General features: G+C 64.5%; 14 protein-coding genes. 6 read left to right on the forward strand and 8 right to left on the reverse strand.

Features of this window, described 5'->3' with window-relative positions:
* The first annotated feature begins 3 nt into the window (after positions 1–3).
* The 4 genes from RVU70_RS06240 (at position 4) to RVU70_RS06255 (ending at position 4008) form a co-directional block, all read left to right on the forward strand.
* Complete coding sequence (locus RVU70_RS06240) at positions 4–615, forward strand: hypothetical protein (protein ID WP_363350216.1); 612 nt, start codon at positions 4–6, stop codon at positions 613–615.
* A 15-nt stretch (positions 616–630) separates the two neighbouring features.
* The gene (locus tag RVU70_RS06245; RefSeq protein WP_363350217.1) at positions 631–1848 is read left to right on the forward strand and encodes an alpha/beta hydrolase; all 1218 of its coding nucleotides are present in this window, start codon (positions 631–633) and stop codon (positions 1846–1848) included.
* A gap of 97 nt (positions 1849–1945) precedes the next feature.
* On the forward strand, positions 1946–2215 hold the full coding sequence (locus tag RVU70_RS06250; protein WP_363350218.1) for a hypothetical protein: 270 nt from the start codon (positions 1946–1948) through the stop codon (positions 2213–2215).
* Positions 2216–2451: 236 nt separating this feature from the next.
* Positions 2452–4008 carry an alpha/beta hydrolase gene (locus RVU70_RS06255; protein ID WP_363350219.1) on the forward strand — a complete coding sequence of 519 codons (1557 nt, stop codon included), beginning with the start codon at positions 2452–2454 and terminating at the stop codon, positions 4006–4008.
* A 475-nt stretch (positions 4009–4483) separates the two neighbouring features.
* Here the strand turns inward: RVU70_RS06255 and RVU70_RS06260 are convergent, their stop codons facing one another.
* On the reverse strand, positions 4484–5542 hold the full coding sequence (locus RVU70_RS06260; protein WP_363350220.1) for an AI-2E family transporter: 1059 nt from the start codon (positions 5540–5542) through the stop codon (positions 4484–4486).
* A gap of 218 nt (positions 5543–5760) precedes the next feature.
* Between RVU70_RS06260 and RVU70_RS06265 the strand changes: the two genes are divergently transcribed.
* The gene (locus tag RVU70_RS06265; RefSeq protein ID WP_363350221.1) at positions 5761–7464 is read left to right on the forward strand and encodes an AI-2E family transporter; all 1704 of its coding nucleotides are present in this window, start codon (positions 5761–5763) and stop codon (positions 7462–7464) included.
* A 24-nt stretch (positions 7465–7488) separates the two neighbouring features.
* On the opposite strand, the gene RVU70_RS06270 is transcribed toward RVU70_RS06265, so the two are convergent.
* Both RVU70_RS06270 and RVU70_RS06275 read right to left on the reverse strand, forming a co-directional pair.
* Positions 7489–8502 (reverse strand): DUF4331 family protein, encoded by a 1014-nt coding sequence (locus RVU70_RS06270; RefSeq protein WP_363350222.1) that lies wholly within the window; start codon positions 8500–8502, stop codon positions 7489–7491.
* 103 nt (positions 8503–8605) lie between these two features.
* A complete protein-coding gene (locus RVU70_RS06275) occupies positions 8606–9160 on the reverse strand; it encodes a phosphohydrolase (protein WP_363350223.1) in 555 nt (184 codons plus the stop codon).
* A gap of 656 nt (positions 9161–9816) precedes the next feature.
* Here RVU70_RS06275 and RVU70_RS06280 point away from each other — a divergent pair.
* Positions 9817–10164: a hypothetical protein gene (locus RVU70_RS06280; protein ID WP_363350224.1), complete on the forward strand. Its 348-nt coding sequence runs from the start codon at positions 9817–9819 to the stop codon at positions 10162–10164.
* Between the two features lie 99 nt (positions 10165–10263).
* Here the strand turns inward: RVU70_RS06280 and RVU70_RS06285 are convergent, their stop codons facing one another.
* From RVU70_RS06285 to RVU70_RS06305, 5 genes are all read right to left on the reverse strand, one after another.
* Positions 10264–11328: a cytochrome c peroxidase gene (locus tag RVU70_RS06285; protein WP_363350225.1), complete on the reverse strand. Its 1065-nt coding sequence runs from the start codon at positions 11326–11328 to the stop codon at positions 10264–10266.
* Positions 11329–11395: 67 nt separating this feature from the next.
* Complete coding sequence (locus tag RVU70_RS06290; RefSeq protein ID WP_363350226.1) at positions 11396–12034, reverse strand: helix-turn-helix transcriptional regulator; 639 nt, start codon at positions 12032–12034, stop codon at positions 11396–11398.
* 107 nt (positions 12035–12141) lie between these two features.
* On the reverse strand, positions 12142–14001 hold the full coding sequence (locus RVU70_RS06295) for a cation:proton antiporter (protein WP_363350227.1): 1860 nt from the start codon (positions 13999–14001) through the stop codon (positions 12142–12144).
* A 174-nt stretch (positions 14002–14175) separates the two neighbouring features.
* Positions 14176–14649, reverse strand: coding sequence for a DUF2147 domain-containing protein (locus RVU70_RS06300; protein ID WP_363350228.1), 474 nt, complete (start codon positions 14647–14649; stop codon positions 14176–14178).
* A gap of 131 nt (positions 14650–14780) precedes the next feature.
* Positions 14781–15986, reverse strand: a complete 1206-nt coding sequence (locus RVU70_RS06305; protein WP_363350229.1) for a glycosyltransferase family 4 protein — start codon at positions 15984–15986, stop codon at positions 14781–14783.
* Between the last annotated feature and the right edge of the window lie 105 nt (positions 15987–16091).

The following is a 16091-nucleotide window of genomic DNA, read 5'->3' on the forward strand; positions in this document are numbered from 1 at the left end:
GTCATGATCTTCAATAAAACTTTCATCTCGGAAACGCCAAATATCCAGGAAGGTATCGCCACCATGCAAGACGTCGTCGATTCTCCCCGCCCGCGACAGGCTGCGCCTCAGCGTAGCGTTCGCGGCTGGCTCGCCCTCCGTCTGCCCTATCTTGTCGTCCTGATCCTCGCGATCCTCGGCGTCGCCTACACGAGCATGTCTGGGCAGCCCCTGTACGGCTATTGGGAATTCCTGGGCTTCGCCATCGGCCTCGCCTGCATCGCCATCGGCTGGCGCCAGACGCCTGACAAAGCCGCGCGGCGGCAGCTCGTCATCACCCAGTCGCTGCATTGGCTGGCGTTCCTGATCGCCATGAGCATCCTGCTCTTCCCCTCTGTGAATAACTTCCTCAATGGACCGGCGACGGGATTGGCGCTCATGTTGCTGCTCGCGCTGGGAACGTTTGTCGCGGGCGTGCATGTCTCCGCCGATATCGCCGTGCTCGGGATCGTTCTGGCGCTCACCGTGCCGGCGATGGCGTGGCTCAAGCAATCGGCGCTGCTGCTCGTCCTCATTGGTCTCGTCATTGGCGGATTCGTCGTCGTTCTGCGCCCCCACCGGGCGAACCAAGCGTAAAGCCGGAACGACCCAATGGCGGTGAGGGCGAAGCAGCGCCCCGGCCCTCGTACGGCCCTCTTGGGCGGCGTCGGACGCGCGTCGCGCGCGCTGGTCCTGATGGGGCTTGCGCTCGCGGGTTGCGCTGCGCCGGTCGGCGTTCTCGAACCGCCGATGGCCGTCGCGCCAGATGCGACCCGTCTCGACATGCTGGTCGCGACGACGCGCGCGCCGTCGCCGGAGAGAGGGGTGCTTTTTTCGGGGGAGCGCGCCGACGCGTCTCTCGCGAGTTTCGCCGTCTCGATCCCGCCGGACGATCGCCGTGAAATCGGTCGCGTGCAATGGCCGCAGGCGCTGCCGCCCGACCCGACGCGCGAGTTCGCCACGCTCGACGTGACGGCGCTCTCCGGACCCTCGCAGATCGACGGCTGGCTGCGCCGCCACGGCGCCAAAAATCGGCGCGTCTTGGTCTTCGTGCACGGCTTCAACACGCGCTTCGAAACCGCCCTTTTCAACTTCGCGCAGATATTCCACGACTCGGGCGCGGAGGCCGCGCCAATCTTGTTCAGTTGGCCGTCCCGGGGCGGCGTCTTCAATTATGTGTACGATCGCGAGAGCGCGACTTTTTCGCGCGACGCGCTTGAGAAGCTGCTGCGGCGCCTCGCAGAGAGCCAGAATGTGACGGAAGTTTCCGTGCTTGCGCATTCGATGGGCGCTTGGCTCGCTATGGAGTCCTTGCGTCAGATTGCGATTCGAGACGGGCGCGTTCCTGCCAGGATCCGCAGCGTCATTCTGGCCTCGCCCGATCTCGACGTCGATGTTTTTCGCGCTCAGCTCAACAGCTTCGGCGAACGACGCCCGAACGTCGTGGTGTTTTTGTCGCGTGAAGATCGCGCGCTGCGCCTCTCGAGGGGGATTGGCGGGAATGTTGCGCGTCTCGGCGGCGCAGACCCGGCGGAAAAACCCTGGATCGAAGAAAAAGGCGTCGAGGTGATCGATCTCAGCGGCGCAGGCGCCGGCGATCCGCTGCGCCACAGCAAATTCGCCCAGAATCCAAATGTCGTGCGTTTTCTCGGCGAAGAGTTGATCAATGGCGCGTCTCGCGACCAGCAATCCGAGTTACGAGGGCAGATTGAAGGGCTGTCGATGGGCGTCGCGCAGGGCGTGACCAACGCGGCCGTCTTCGCCATCGGCGCGCCGCTTGCGATCGTCGATCCAGACCTGCGTCGCGCTTATTCAAATAAGGCGCAATAGTTGGGGCGGCTCCCGCGGTTGCCTCCGATCCGAATTGGCGCCACTGTGAAGCGCGAGCGCATTAAGTTCAAAAGCGCACCCTGTGCAGGAGTCGAATATGAGCGACATCCAACGCCGCGCTCTTCTCGAAATGCTGATCGGCGGCGCCACGGTCGCGGCGGCGGGAGCCTTAATGTCCTCGACTGCCGCAAACGCCGCTCCATTGCCGGTCGGCGCGGCCGCAGCGTCCCTGATCGAGGCGCCCATTGAGGATGCGGCCGTCCGCACCACCTGCTGGTGGCGCAGAGGACGGCGCGTCTGTTACCGCCGACCGGCGCGACGCCGGGTTTGCTGGTGGCGGGGCGGGCGGAGAATCTGTCGCTGGTGACGAAGAGGCCGCGAGGCGCAGAGCGAGGCGCGTCACAGCCGGACGGCGCCCTAGTTCGAGCGGCTCTTCACAGCGCGCTCTGTCGCGCATATCAAAGGCAGTCGTACGAAGCCCCGATGAAGTTCCCCACCGGCCTTACGCGCCCCTCGACGTCCTTTCGCAAGGTCACGCGAGCGTGCAGCCTCTCGCGCACGCCGATAAGCTACGACCGCCCCCCAACGGCGAGGTTCGCGTAAATGTTCGCCATGGTTTTGAAAGCGGTCAAATGGTCGGCAATCCTGCTGAGCCTTGCTTTCGTGATTTTCCTCGGCGTTCGAATTTACGTCACCCAGCGCGGGCTCCCGTTGGAGGTATGGCACACTTATGCGCCGGAGGAATTCACCGCCGAGGAAATCGATAACGCCGACTGGACCGCTTACCTCGCGAAAGAAGACAGGCTGTTCGACTCCCTCATCCTGAACGTCAGCCGAAGGCTGGAGCCAGATGAGCGCGTTCCGTTCAATAGATATTACGAAGACAGCCCCGTCTATCCCGGCAAGTTCAAACAGAACTGGAACCGCTCCTATCTCCTCGAGCCGACGGGCGCGCCTTCCGGCGCGGTCGTCTTGTTGCACGGACTGACGGATTCTCCCTATAGCCTCCGACATCTCGCCGCGCATTATCGCGACCGCGGCTTTGTCGTCGTCGCCATCCGCTTGCCGGGCCACGGGACCGTGCCCGCGGGCCTCACGGACGTCGACTGGCGCTCGTGGCTGGCGGCGACGCGGCTTTCGGTTCGAGAGGCGCGGCGGCGGGCCCCGGCGCCCTTGCCGCTCCATATCGTCGGATTTTCGAACGGCGGTTCGCTCGCAGTGAAATATGCGCTCGACGCCCTGCTCCATCAGGACTTGCCCCAGGCGGATCGCTTGGTCCTCATTTCGCCGATGGTCGGGATAACCCGCTTCGCGCGCTTCGCCGGACTCGCTGGTCTTCCGGCCATGCTCCCGGCGTTCGCAAAGGCCGCCTGGCTCAGCGTGATGCCGGAATTCAATCCGTTCAAATACAATTCTTTCCCTGTCAATGGCGCAAGACAGGCGTACCGTCTGACCGATTCGCTGGGCCAGCAACTCATCGCCGCTCAACGTGACGGAACGCTAAGCAAACTGCCTCCCATTCTCACTTTTCAGTCGGTCATGGATTTTACCGTGAGCACGCCCTCCGTTCTGACGGGGCTTTACGATCGCTTGCCTGCAAACGGCAGTGAATTGGTGTTGTTCGACGTCAATCGCAACGCGAAATTCGGGCCGCTGCTCCGCGCCTCCGCCGATGCGAAGCTCGGCGAGATCGCGCCGCCCGCGATCAGGAGCTATCGGTTAACGATCCTGACAAACGCCGACGAAGGAACGGACGAAGCGATTGAGCGGACCGTCGACGCGGGCGCGACAGAACAGCACATACGCCGAATTGGGCTCTTTTACCCGAAGGGCGTTTATTCGCTCTCGCATGTCGCCCTGCCTTTCCCCCTCACCGACGCGCTATACGGCTTGACGCCCGACAGCGCGGAAGACTTCGGCGTCCAATTGGGGGCATTGGCGCCACGCGGCGAACGCGGCGCCTTGATCGTCAGCCTCGACGCGCTGCTGCGGATGTCGTCCAACCCCTTTTTTCCGTATCTCGTTGAGAGGGTTGCTGAATTCACGCCGAAGCCGGCTGCGGCCCGCGACCCGGAGGTCGAGGGATCGGCGCCTGTCGCGCAACGCCCCCCGCCCGTGGCGCCACGGCGCGCCCGCAATAAACGCGGGGGCGGCGTCTGACAGGGCCATGAGGGGGGCTAACCGTCCGTGCGAACGCCTGAATCGGCGCACGGCGACGGGGTCGCCCAACCTTGACGGCAGGCAGGATTACGATCAAAGTCCAGGCGCACGAGCTCTATAAATGGGAGGATTCTTCGATGAATAAAGATAATAAAGAGCCCGAATCTCTGTCTCGCCGCTCTTTCGTCGCCGCGCTCTTCGCGGCCGCCGCCATCCCTGTCGTTTCCCTCGCTTCCTCGGACGCTGAAGCTTTGGAATCCACTGAGCGGCAATTCTCCGGCTTTCGCCATCAGCCCCGTGTCCAGCGGCCGAGGAGCCCGGTTCGGGGATCGCGCCGTCACCGCCGCGTCGCCCGCGTGAGGCATACTGGCAAGCCTCAACCGCGCCAGGACGCGCCCCAGGCGGACGCTCCGAAGCAATAAGCGTTTTTTAAAAGCGCGCCTTCCCAGGCGCGCTTTTTCAATTGAGCGACGCGCTAGACGCGATCTTCATTTTGATAGACTGGAACGGCCTCCGGGGGTCCACTCGACAGGAGCGCCGCAATCCATCGGGACGGCTCGAACTGTTCGAAAGCGCTGAGGATAGCGATTGCGAGCGGGATCCCCAGAAAGGCGCCGACCGGTCCCCAGAGAAAGGTCCAAAGAATAATCGCGAAAAGGACCACTGGGGGCGAAATCGACAAAGCCGCGCCGGAGAAGGCCGGCTCCAAAAGGCTGCCGATGATGAAGTTGATCGCCATCAGCCCGAGAAGGACCATGAGGGGCGCGCCAATCGTTCCAAACTGAACGAGGGCGAAGATCGGCAGGCTCACAACGGTGATAAAAGAGCCGAGGTAAGGAAGATAGTTCAGCGCGAAGGCCAAAACGCCCCAGGCAAGAGCTAACTCCAACCCGACATAGCGCGCCAGGGCCCATGTCGCCAAGCCGGTCGCAACGCTCGCGACGGTGCGAACGTAAATATAAGAGCGGAATTTCTTTTGAATGTTCGCGCCGCAAGCGAGCAGCTTGACGCTTGTTTCCCGGTTCCGAAGAGCGGAGATTCGCGCCAGAAAATAGTCCGCCTCGGCCAGTCCCAAGATCACATAGACGATCACAATCAGCGAAAAGGCCAGGATGCTATTCGCGCGCAACGCGAAAGCCTGCAACCTCGGGATCAGCGCAGGTCCGCTGAATTGCTCCGCCAGGAGCGCGAAGAGCGAGATATCATGTCGTTCCAGCCATGCGCTCACGCTGAAGAGGGAATCCTGGATCAGGTCCAGGTTCTGTCTCAGCCAATGCGCGACCTCGCCTGCGCTCCACATCACAATGGAGACGAGCGCCAGCACGATGGCCGAGGCGCATACGACCGTCAAAGACAGCGCCGCCGCCTTGCCAAGCCTTTTCTGGAGCATGTTTTGGAGAGGCCAGGCGAGAATGACGACGAAGAGCCCGAAGACCGCGGGCTCGATCACGGCTTCTGCGATTTTGCAGGCGGCCAGAACCACAAAGACAAGCATAACGATCGATGCGGCGGTGACGATCCGGTTTTGAAACATTGCGGCCCTTTCAACGGCAGCGGCAGTGAGTTTCGACACTCTCGACAAGACGCCTTAGTCGCAACCGACGGCTAAAGCCAAGCTCAACGGCGGAATAAACCCAGCTCGGCCCTGCCAGGCGGGCGCCGATACTGGAAACATTCCCGCCCCGGGCAAGTTATTGGCCACAGGCAAGCGGCTTGCTCCATGTCCGCCATTCCTCTAGGGCGCTTCGCAAAGTGGCGGAAGTCATCGTATCAGCGATTGTGGTGGTCGCCATCGTGTATGGGCGCGAAGTGCTCATGCCGTTGTCCCTCGCCGCCGTCGTCGCCTTCATGCTCTCGCCGGCCGTGGCCTGGCTCGCCCGATTCGGCCTTCCCCGCCTCCTCGCAATCGTCTTGGCGCTCTCGACGCTCGTCGGCGCGACGCTGTTTGCGGCCACGGTGTTCAGTTCGCAGATTATCAGCCTGACCGGCAGCCTTGCGACCTATAAGAACAACCTTGCCGAAAAGGCCCGCTCGCTCACCCCGACGACGGGCGGCGGCGCGTTGCAGCGCGCGATCGACTCGCTCGACGCCTTGCAAAGAGAGGTGGAAAAGCAGACCCACGGGCCCGAAAGGGACGAGGAGATCCGGGTCGTTGTCGAGAACCCTCGGGAGGGCGGCGTCTCGGGCGTGCTGGAGACGGTGCGATCGGTGCTGGGCCCGCTCGAGATGGCGCTCCTGACCCTCGTTTATGTCGCCGTGCTGCTCGCTGGCCAATATGATCTCGTCGACAGGGTGGTGCGTCTCGCCGGCGTCGAGAACATGTCGGAATCGACGGCGGCGCTGAGCACGGCCGGCGAGCGTCTTTCAAGCTTCTTCCTCGGTCAGGGCGCAATCAATCTGGCCTTTGGCGTCGCAACCGGCGCGGTGCTGGCGGCGCTCGGCATTCCGAACGCCATCCTCTGGGGGATGGCCGTCGCGCTGCTGCGCTTCATCCCCTTCATCGGCATATTTGCGGCGGCCGTCCCGCCGCTGCTGCTCGCCGCCGCGGTTTCGCCCGGTTGGGGCCTGCTGCTCGGCGTCCTCGCCTATTTCCTGATCGCGGAGCTGATCACGTCCAACATTGTCGAGCCCGTCGTCATGGGCCGCCACGTCGGATTGTCGCCGCTCGCCTTCATTGCAGCCGGCAGTTTCTGGTGGGTCGTCTGGGGCCCGGTGGGACTCCTGCTCGCCGCGCCCCTGACCACTACGCTGGTTGTGCTCGGCGAGTTCTTTCCGTCAATGTCGTTTCTCAGCCTTCTCTTCGGGGATCGCCCCCCTCTCACGCCCGAGCAGGAATATTACCATCGCTTGCTGGCGAGAGACGCCGCGACCGCGGCCGAGGCGCTGGAAAGCGCGACGCGCGGGCTGCCCGAGATTTGCGACGCTGTCGTGCTTCCCGCCCTCGCCGTTGCGACAAAGGATTTTCGCGACCGTCGCATTTCGGCGGAGCGCGCCCAGGCGATCGCCGACACGATGCGCGAGGCGACCGAAAGCGTCTTCCCGGTCGCCAAGCCTGGGGCCGAGACGGCGGCGCGAACGATCATCATCCCTGGCCTCGGCCCGATCGACGCCGCCGCGAGCGGCTTGGCGGCGGCGGTCCTCTCCGAGACGACGGGGAAACCCTGCGCCGCGGTTCAGGCGTCAACGGGTCTCCTCGCGCTCGCCTCCCTCAAGGAGGAAGAGACGGCGCCGCCCGAGACGCTTCTGCTCTTCACCGTGGGCGGGCTTGCGCGCGCTCAGATGAATTACATGGCGCGCCGCGCCGGCGTCCTTTTTCCCGAAACGCGCATCATGCTGTTCGAGAAGGAAGAGGGTGGGCCGATACATGCGGGCGAGGAAGAGGGTCGCATCGTCCGCTGTTCGTCCTTGAGCCGCGCGGATCAACTCCTCAGGCTGGCGCCGCAGGGCTCGCCCTGAGGCGAGCCCGAAACGAATTTCCTATCAGCCAGCCGTCGGATGAGGCGCGCCGATAAAGGGAAACACATTCAAAATGTCGGTGTGCGGCTTGAGGCCGTCACGAGGGATTTCGCCTTTCGACAAAAAGGCGAGACGGTGGTTCAAGACGTCGTCGGTGAGGCGTCGGCCGTTGGGGTAGGCCGCGGGCTTCGAGGGATCGAAGGTCAACAGGTCGGGAAGAATGCCTTCTGCGTCGAGCGCGCGGATTGCTTCCTCTTCCGTATAGTCGCCCGTATGGCCCATGAGATGTACGAATTGGCCGAGCCAGCGGTTTCGATCATTGATCGGCTCGCTGGCGTTGTATTCCTCCTTCGTCTCGTCCGTATTGAAGAAGCTGCTGACCGACGGATGACCCGCGCGATCGACATGAAGGAGCTTGCCGTCCCGACGCAGGCTGCATCGGCCCCAAACGCCGATCAGCGGCTTGGGCTGCAGCTCCGACGTCGGAATCTCGATCACCGTCGAACAGACGTTTGCGCGCAAGTTCGAGTCGATTCCGGTCCAGGGCGACTTGCCGCCGAGCTGCGGCGAGGTGAAATTTCGTCCTCCCTTCGTGTCATAGAGATTGAGAACGCCGTCGAGATCAAAAAAGAAGGCGTCGCTTCTGGCGCCCGCAAAGAAGCGATAGGGACCGACGCTCACAATGTTCGGCGCCGTCTGAAACGAGACTTCGGCGTCGGCGATGATGCGCTCGCCGGCGACTTCGGCGGATTGCGCGTCAGCGCCTTTGGCGATGAAGACGCTCGCGGTTTGCTTCCCATTCTCGACCGGCGAGAAGACATAACTGACCGCCACGTCGGTCAGGCAATCGCCGTCCGTGTCGATATTCAGGCGATAGATCGCGTCCGGATGGAATCCGTTGGCCGAGGGGTTTGCATTGAGAATGAAGACTGTCTTCGCACTGTCTTCAGGCGACTGGAACAGATAAAGATCACAAAGGTCGAGACGCTGATCGTCGAGCGGCGGACCGAGACTCAGTCCGGTGAAATGATTCGACATTAGGCTGCCCTCCATTGTTTCGCGAACGAACCGTAGAGAAGATTTTTGCAACTTGCGGGGCCGAAATCGCACCGCCCCCTTTCACCGCGTCGCGGCCCCCGCCTTATTTCGGCGGCTCCCAGCTTTTCTGCAAAAGGCGCCGAACCATTGGCTCGAAGGTGGACAAGGGCTCGTTGGGGTAATCCGGGTCAAACGAAACCTCGTCATACCGCGCACAGAACTCAACGGTCCGCTCATAAGCAGGATCAGACTTGAACTGGTCGCGCGCATTGGGGTCGAGGCCCAGGTGCGCCGCGTAGAAATAGGTTTGAAACAAGCCGTGTTTGGCGAGCATCCAGTAATTGTCGCGGCTGATGAACGGCCTCAGGATCGCGGCGATGACCTCGCCGTGGTTGAAAGGGCCAAGCGGCTCGCACGCATCATGCAGCAGCGCGACGACGACATATTCCTCGTCCTTGCCGTCGCGCAGCGCGCGCGTCGCCGTTTGCAGGCAATGATCATAACGGCTGATATTATAGGCGGTGTCCTTGCTGAGCTCCCGGAGCAATCCGAAAAGTCGATCGGGTAAGGCTCTCAACGTCCGTTCGTGCACATGCTTGAGCACGAGAAAATCTTCGTCCGTGCCTTGGTCCATGCGCGAAAAATGCATTTTTTCCATGAGGCGCTCGCTACGGCGCGCGTAAAAAGGTTACGCTGCGACGCGGATATCGTGCCCTTGGCAAGCGCCGAAAGCAACGGCCATATCGAGCACAAGCTTCACAAGTCGCATCGAAGGCGGACTTCGCCTCTCCTCACACAATGGACCCGCGGTCGGCCACACGGTCAAAGATGCGCGATTGCTTCGCACACGTATCGAAGCTGAAGGAAAACTCGGCGTCGCTCGGTTTAGCGGCGGAGCAAGCCTCGCTCTCGGAGATCATCCGATTGCCGATGAACTCCGATCCTTGCGCATTGGGGAAGCCGCCGTTCAATGCATATACGTTCAGCAAGCGCATAGCATTCATTACGATTCGAGCGAGCGCCCGCCTTTAGTTTAGCGGATCGTCACGTGAGCCTTTGGCGCGCCGGTTGCGCGCGCTGTCGCTCTTGGCTGCCGCTTCGCGGGCCTAAGCGCTGGGGGTCAACGGCGGCGACGACGTGAAGGGCCGCGAAATTATTTTTCATTTTTAAGTTACTGCGCACAGGAGCACTCCGCCCATCGGGGATAGACGGCTCGCCGCCTGCTGGCCTTCAACGCCTGGGAACAAGAAAATTACCTTCGCGTTGCAGGGGTGGCGTCGGGGCTTTGTCAGACAAGGGCGCGGAGATGTGGCGATGACAAACACACGTAAGATGATTACTGCAGCGCTCGCCGCCACCATGCTGGTCAGCACGCTTTCAATTTCGACTCCCGCTTCCGCCTGGGGCGGCTATGGATGGGGTCGCCATTGGGGCTACGGCGGCGGCTGGGGATGGCGCCATCGCGGCTGGGGACGCTGGGGATATGGCGGACTCGGGCTCGGCCTGGCCACTGGCGCGGCGCTCGGCGCGGGCTACCCCTACGGCGGCTACGGCTATTGGGGCTCCGCTTATCCCGGCGGCTATTGGGGTTCCGCGGGTTGCGGCACTTACGGCGCAGCCTATCCGGCCTATTACGGCAGCGCCGGCTGCGGGTGCTGGTAAAGATTTGCGCGGCCCGGAGCCCCTTCGCCGGGCCGCTGCGCCAAAGGAAAAGGCGGGCCCTACGGCGCCCGCCTTTGCTTTGTCCCGATCGATCGACGCTCAGCGGTCGCGCGGCGGCAGGATCGGCAGGACGATTTCCGGCTGCTTGCCGGTCAAGGATTTGAGGAAGGCGACGATCTTGGTCGTCTCGTCGTCCGAGAGCTTCGTCCCGAGCTGCGCCTCCGCCATGATGTTCACCGCCTTGCGAAGATCGAAGGTCGAGCCGGTGTGGAAATAGGGCGCGGTCAGTTCGACGTTGCGCAGCGAGGGGACCTTGAACACGTAACGATCGGCGTTCGCTTTGGTGACAGCGTAGCGGCCGGCGTCCTCCGCCGGCAGATGCTCCGGCCCCGGCGCGGCGACGACGCCGAATTTGGCGTAGCTCGCGCCGCCCACGTTCATCCCGTTGTGGCAGCCCGCGCAGCCTTTCTCGACGAACAGCTTGAGGCCCGCTTTCTGGGTCTCGTCGAGCGCCGCGTCGTCGCCTGTGAGCCAACGGTCGAAGGCCGAGTCGGGGGTGATGAGCGTCGCCTCGAACACGGCGATGGCGCGGCCGATATTGTCGTAGACCAGCGGATCGGCGCTCTCCGGGAAGGCTTTCTGGAAGGCGTCCCGATAGCCGGGGATGGACTTGAGCTGATCGATCTCCCGCTGCTTGGTCGCGGCAAGCTCGGCCGGATTGATCGCCATGGGGCCGCCGCGGGTCTTCAGCATGGCCTTGGGATTGGCCATGACGGAGTTCACCACCTGGTCCTTGAGATCCGAGGCGCGGCCGTCCCAATATTGCGATTTGTTGAAGACGGCGTTGAAGACGGTCTGCACTTCGCGGCCGGCGAGCTGCGCGGCGCCCGAGGAGAGCGCGCCGCCGTCGACGCCGCCCATGCTCAGATTGTGGCAGGTGGCGCAGGCGAAGCTGCGGCTTTCGGAGAGGCGCGGCTCGAAATAGAGCATCTTGCCGAGCGCGAGCTTCTCCGGCGTCGTCGGATTGTCGGGCAGGGCCGGCGCCGTTTTGGGGATCGGCTCGAAGAGGCCCTTCGCCTGATCGCGCAAGGCGTCTTCGCCGCGGGCGGAGGCGGCGCCGAGCGACAGGAGAGCGAGAAGCGAGACGATCAGGGACTGGCGCATGTTCTAACCCGTCGTTGGGAAAGGGCCTTCGGGGAATCGTTCTATAGCACAGCTCTTCGCGCGCGACTCACTGGCTCGCCCATAAAATCCTCGCCATCCAGGCGAGCTCGTCGCGCGATATAACGCGGTCGGGATAGGCGGGGTTGATCGAGCGCAGCTCGACCGAGCGGGCGGTCTGCCGCTTGAGCTCCTTGGCCATGATTTCGCCGCTCCTTGTCTTGACCACGACGCGGTCGCCGCGCCGCACAGGAGCCGAGGGCGAGACGATGACAATGTCGCCGTCGCGATAGAGCGGCTCCATCGAGTCGCCCGAGATCTCGAGCGCATAGGAGTTTTCATCCGCGCCGGCGAGCACCTCGATCTCGTCGAAGCCCGCCCCGACCACGAACCCCGCGTCGTCGAAGAACCGGCCCTCCCGGGCCTGCGCCAGACCGATCAGCGGCCGCGTATGCCGGCGCGACGCGCCGCTGTTGGCCGAAATGAGCGCCATGAATTCGTCGAGGCTCGCCCCCGTCGCCTGCAGAACCTTTGCGATCGACTCTGTCGAGGGCCAGCGCTGGCGGCCGGTCGGGGTTTCGCGTTTCGAGCGGTTGAAGGTCGTGGGATCGAGGCCGGCCTTGCGCGCAAGCCCCGACGGGGTCAGCCCATAGCGCTCGCCGAGCGCGTCGATCGCGGCCCAGATCTGCGCGTGCGAGAGAATGTCCATGGCGCCGGCCCGGCAAGAATTCCTACTCTCAGGAATATATGCTCCCGCTCTCTCGATCAACAGCAAGTTGTCTTTTGCTGACGGCAGACGCCTCGGACAGAGGCTTCTCAGACCTCCTCTCCCGCTTCTTCGGACGAGCGGCCCGAAATGCGGCGGCGCGCCTGTTCGCGCTTGATCTCCTTGCGCCGCTCGGCCTGCCGCGCCCGCGCCTCCTCGCCCGTGGGCTGCAGAATTTTGCGAAACTCGTCCCGCTTCTCGTGAATCGAGGCGATGACATAGCCCATGGGCACGCCGACGTCGACCAGAACCGTCTCCGCGAGTTGCAGGCTGGCTTCGATCGTCTCGGGAATCGCGTCGCTGGCGCCGAGCCGATAGAGCTTCGTGGCGTGACGCGCGTCGCGGGCGCGCGAGACGATCACCAGATCCTCGCGGATTTCATGGGCGAGCCGCACGATCTCCTCGACGGCGGCGGCGTTTTCGATGGTGACGACGAGCGCCCGCGCCTGTTCGACGCCGCATCTGAGAAGGAATTCCCGCCGCGCCGCATTGCCCCAATAGATTTCGACGCCCTTCTCCCGCCCCTCGGAGACAATCGAGACCAGATTCTCCACGGCGACGAAGGGCACGTTATGGCGCTCGAGCATCTCGCCCACGAGGCTGCCGATGCGCCCGAAGCCGACGATGACGACCCGGCCTTCGGCGACCGGCGCGTCGGGCGCGAGATGCGCATATTGCGCCTCGTCGTCGTCGCGTTCGGCGGGCTGCGCCAGGCGCGCCCCGAGCCGCCCGAGCAGCGGGATAAAGAAAATGCTGAGCGTGACGACCACCATGGCGTCCGCGCCGAAATGGCCCGGCAGCACGCCTGCGATCATCGCCGAGGTGAGCAGGGCGAAGGCGAATTCGCCGCCCGGCGCCAGCAGCAGCGCGGCTTCGGCGGCGGAGCGCCAGTCGATGCCGAAGAGCAGCGCGAGCGGGAAAATGATCGCCGCCTTGGCCAGGGTCAGGCCGAGGGCGTGCAGAACGATGGGGGCGGGGTTGGCGACGAGCGCGTCCATGTCGAGCCCCGCCCCGACCGAGACGAAGAACAGGCCGAGCAGCAGGCCCTTGAAAGGCTCGATCGTGACTTCGATCTCGCGGCGGAACTCCGTTTCCGCCAGCAGCAGACCGGCGATGAAGGCGCCGAGCCCCATGGAGAGGCCCGCCGCCGCCGTGACCAGCGCCTCGCCGACGACAACGAGCAGACAGGCCGCCATGAACAGCTCCGTCAGTTGCACGGAGGCGACGAGGCGGAACAGCGGCCGCAGCAAGAGGCGTCCAACGAAGATCAGCGCGGCAAGCGCGACGAAAGCCGGCAGAAAGGCGGTCGCCGCTTCGAAGGCGCTGAAGTCGCCGTCCTTCGTGCGCGCCAGCACCGAGACGAAGAACAGCGCCGGGGCCACCATCAGATCCTGCAGCAGCAGCACGGAAAAGGCGACGCGGCCGGGCGCCTTGTTGATGCGCCGCGCCTCCGAAAGCACGGGCATGACCACCGCCGTCGACGACATGGCGAGCGCCGCGCCCATCAGAATCGAGGGCGCGGGATCGACCCCGAACCAGTAATGGCCGACAGCCGCGAGCACGGAGGTGGAGACCGCGACCTGCGCCAGGCCGAGGCCGAACACCAGCCGGCGCAAGCGCACGAGGCGCTCCCACGACAATTCGAGGCCGATCATGAACAGCAGGAAGACGAGCCCGAATTCGGCGAGCTGCGAAACGCCCTGCACGTCGGTGATCGTGAACAGGGAGGCGACGTTGTGATTTTCCGCAAAGCGCCCGAGGCCATGCGGCCCGAGCGCCGCGCCGGCGAGCAGAAAGCCGAGAACGGGACTGATGCGCAGCCGGTGAAACAGCGGCACGACGACGCCGGCGGTCGCCAGGAAGACCAGCGCCTCGCGATAAGACTCGAAATGCAGTGTGTGTTCGCCCACGAAGCCTCCCCCGCGCCCGCTACAACACAGATAGCGCCCGTGCGCTGTGAATCACAAACTTGCAGGCCGCGCTCGACGCAGCAATTTGCGATCCAATAGGCGGCTGGCGGCCTTTACGGACCAAAAAAAGCGCCGCCCGAAGGCGGCGCCGGGTCATGAGCAAGGGGCCGGCGGCTATTGCGCCTCGCCCCCGCTCGCTTCCTTTCCATGCGATCTCGCCGCCGGGCCCGCGGCGGCGACGCGCGTCCAGGTCTCGCCGCCGCAGAGAACGCCCCACAGGCAGCCCTTGAGTTTCAGCTCATTGGCCGAGCGCAGGATGACGTGTCCTTCGTAAATCTTGCCGTCGCGCGCATTGTAGAGCTTGCCCTTCCATTCGTTGGGCCCGCTCTTCGCGGCGCCGCGCAAGATCACCGTTCCGATGGCACCCGCGTCCTCGGGCTTGCCCACGGCGACGAGCTTGGCGCAGAGCAGCCCGCCGTCGCAGTCGTAGAAGCTGAACTGCTCGCCGCCGTCCGGCCGGCGCCAGACCCCGTGCGGATCGTTCGGGTCGCTGGCGCCGAACGCCGCCGGCGCGGTCGCCAGGGCGACAAGCGCCACGGCGCCAAACAAGCGCGCAAAGGGATCGAAGACAGAGAAATAACGCTTCATGTCGATCGCTCCTTTCCAGTTGCGATGCACAAAAGCATGCAGGATTTTATGGGCGATTCTTCGGCCTCAATGCGCGTGCGCTCGCGTGCGACGGCCACAATCCGTCCCACAAAGACCGGGAGGAGGCCGCGTCAACGCCGCAGCAGGCGCCGATAGACGTCGAGCGTCGCATGCTGCATCTGCTCGACGGAAAACCGCGCCTGCACGTTTTCGCGCGCGCGCAGCATCATGTCGTCGCGCTCCGAGGCGCGCATGGCGAGCGCCTCGCCGATGGCTTCGGCAAGCTTCGCCGGATCGCCCGGCGGCACGCGCCAGCCGGTGGCCTGATGACGCGGCGTCTGCGGCGGCGCGCGCACGATTTCCGGCGCGGCGCCGATGTCGGAGACGACGACCGGCGCGCCCATGGCCTGCGCTTCGATCGCCACGCGGCCGAAAGCCTCGGGCTCGGTCGAGGGCGCCACGATAACGGCGGCGGCGAGGTAGGCGGCCGGCATGTCGTCGCAATGGCCGACGCTGCGCACGAAACCCGCGACGCCGGCGCGGGCGATTTGCGCTTCGAGGGCGCGGCGGAAACTGTCGCTGTGCGGATCGCCGACGAACAGAATGCGAATGTCGTCGTGACCTTCCGCCGCGAGGCGGCGCGCGGCGTCAATCGTCACCGCATGGCCCTTGCGCGAGGCGAGCCGCGCCGGCAGCAGAACCACACGCTCATGCGGCGCGACGCCCCACGCGGCGCGCAGCCTTTGGACGCGCGCGGGCGACACGGCGGCGGGAGAAAAGGCGCGCAGATCGGCGCCGCGCGGAATGACGACCACGCGGTCGGCGGCCTCGGGATGCAGCTTCCGGATGCGCTCCGCCGCGAATTCGGAAATCGCGATCACAATGTCGCCGGACGCCATGATGGCGTTATAGCGCAGCTTGATCGGCGAGGCCCCGTAATAGGCGCTATGGTAGGTCGTAATGAACTTCGCGCCGGTCTGCCGCGTGGCGAAGTAAGCGACCCAGGCGGGCGCCCGCGACCGCGCGTGGACGATGTCGACGCCCTCGTCGCGGATGATGCGCGCGAGTTGCACCGAGTTCAGCGCCATGGCGATAGGGTTCTTCGTCGCCGCCGGGAAGGGAAGCCACACCCCGCCCTTCGACTGCAATTCGCTGACCATGCGGCCGCCGCGCGAGGCGACGAGGCACCGGCCGCCGGCCTGCGAGATCGCCTCCGCCATGTCGATGGCGGCGCGCTCCGCCCCGCCCGACTGGAGATCGGGAACGATCTGCAGGACCGTGCGCCCGGCGAGGATCGGGTCGGCTGCGGCGGTGAGAGGGGCGAGGGTCTGTGACATTCAGCGATTTAGCGAGCGTTCGATCCCGATGTGGCGACCCGCTCGCATTCTCTTGCGAGATTACTTACCAAGTGTGAGCGTGGGCCGGAAAAGCAAGCTTGGGCG

The sequence above is a fragment of the Methylocystis echinoides genome, assembly GCF_040687965.1.
Lineage (GTDB): Bacteria > Pseudomonadota > Alphaproteobacteria > Rhizobiales > Beijerinckiaceae > Methylocystis > Methylocystis echinoides_A.

Excerpts from the sequence above, each read along its gene's own strand:
- RVU70_RS06240 (WP_363350216.1), top strand. The coding sequence starts at position 4 with ATGATCTTCAATAAAACTTTCATCTCGGAAACGCCAAATATCCAGGAA.
- RVU70_RS06245 (WP_363350217.1), top strand. The coding sequence starts at position 631 with ATGGCGGTGAGGGCGAAGCAGCGCCCCGGCCCTCGTACGGCCCTCTTG.
- RVU70_RS06250 (WP_363350218.1), top strand. The coding sequence starts at position 1,946 with ATGAGCGACATCCAACGCCGCGCTCTTCTCGAAATGCTGATCGGCGGC.
- RVU70_RS06255 (WP_363350219.1), top strand. The coding sequence starts at position 2,452 with ATGTTCGCCATGGTTTTGAAAGCGGTCAAATGGTCGGCAATCCTGCTG.
- RVU70_RS06260 (WP_363350220.1), bottom strand. The coding sequence starts at position 5,542 with ATGTTTCAAAACCGGATCGTCACCGCCGCATCGATCGTTATGCTTGTC.
- RVU70_RS06270 (WP_363350222.1), bottom strand. The coding sequence starts at position 8,502 with ATGTCGAATCATTTCACCGGACTGAGTCTCGGTCCGCCGCTCGACGAT.
- RVU70_RS06275 (WP_363350223.1), bottom strand. The coding sequence starts at position 9,160 with ATGGAAAAAATGCATTTTTCGCGCATGGACCAAGGCACGGACGAAGAT.
- RVU70_RS06280 (WP_363350224.1), top strand. The coding sequence starts at position 9,817 with ATGACAAACACACGTAAGATGATTACTGCAGCGCTCGCCGCCACCATG.
- RVU70_RS06285 (WP_363350225.1), bottom strand. The coding sequence starts at position 11,328 with ATGCGCCAGTCCCTGATCGTCTCGCTTCTCGCTCTCCTGTCGCTCGGC.
- RVU70_RS06290 (WP_363350226.1), bottom strand. The coding sequence starts at position 12,034 with ATGGACATTCTCTCGCACGCGCAGATCTGGGCCGCGATCGACGCGCTC.
- RVU70_RS06300 (WP_363350228.1), bottom strand. The coding sequence starts at position 14,649 with ATGAAGCGTTATTTCTCTGTCTTCGATCCCTTTGCGCGCTTGTTTGGC.
- RVU70_RS06305 (WP_363350229.1), bottom strand. The coding sequence starts at position 15,986 with ATGTCACAGACCCTCGCCCCTCTCACCGCCGCAGCCGACCCGATCCTC.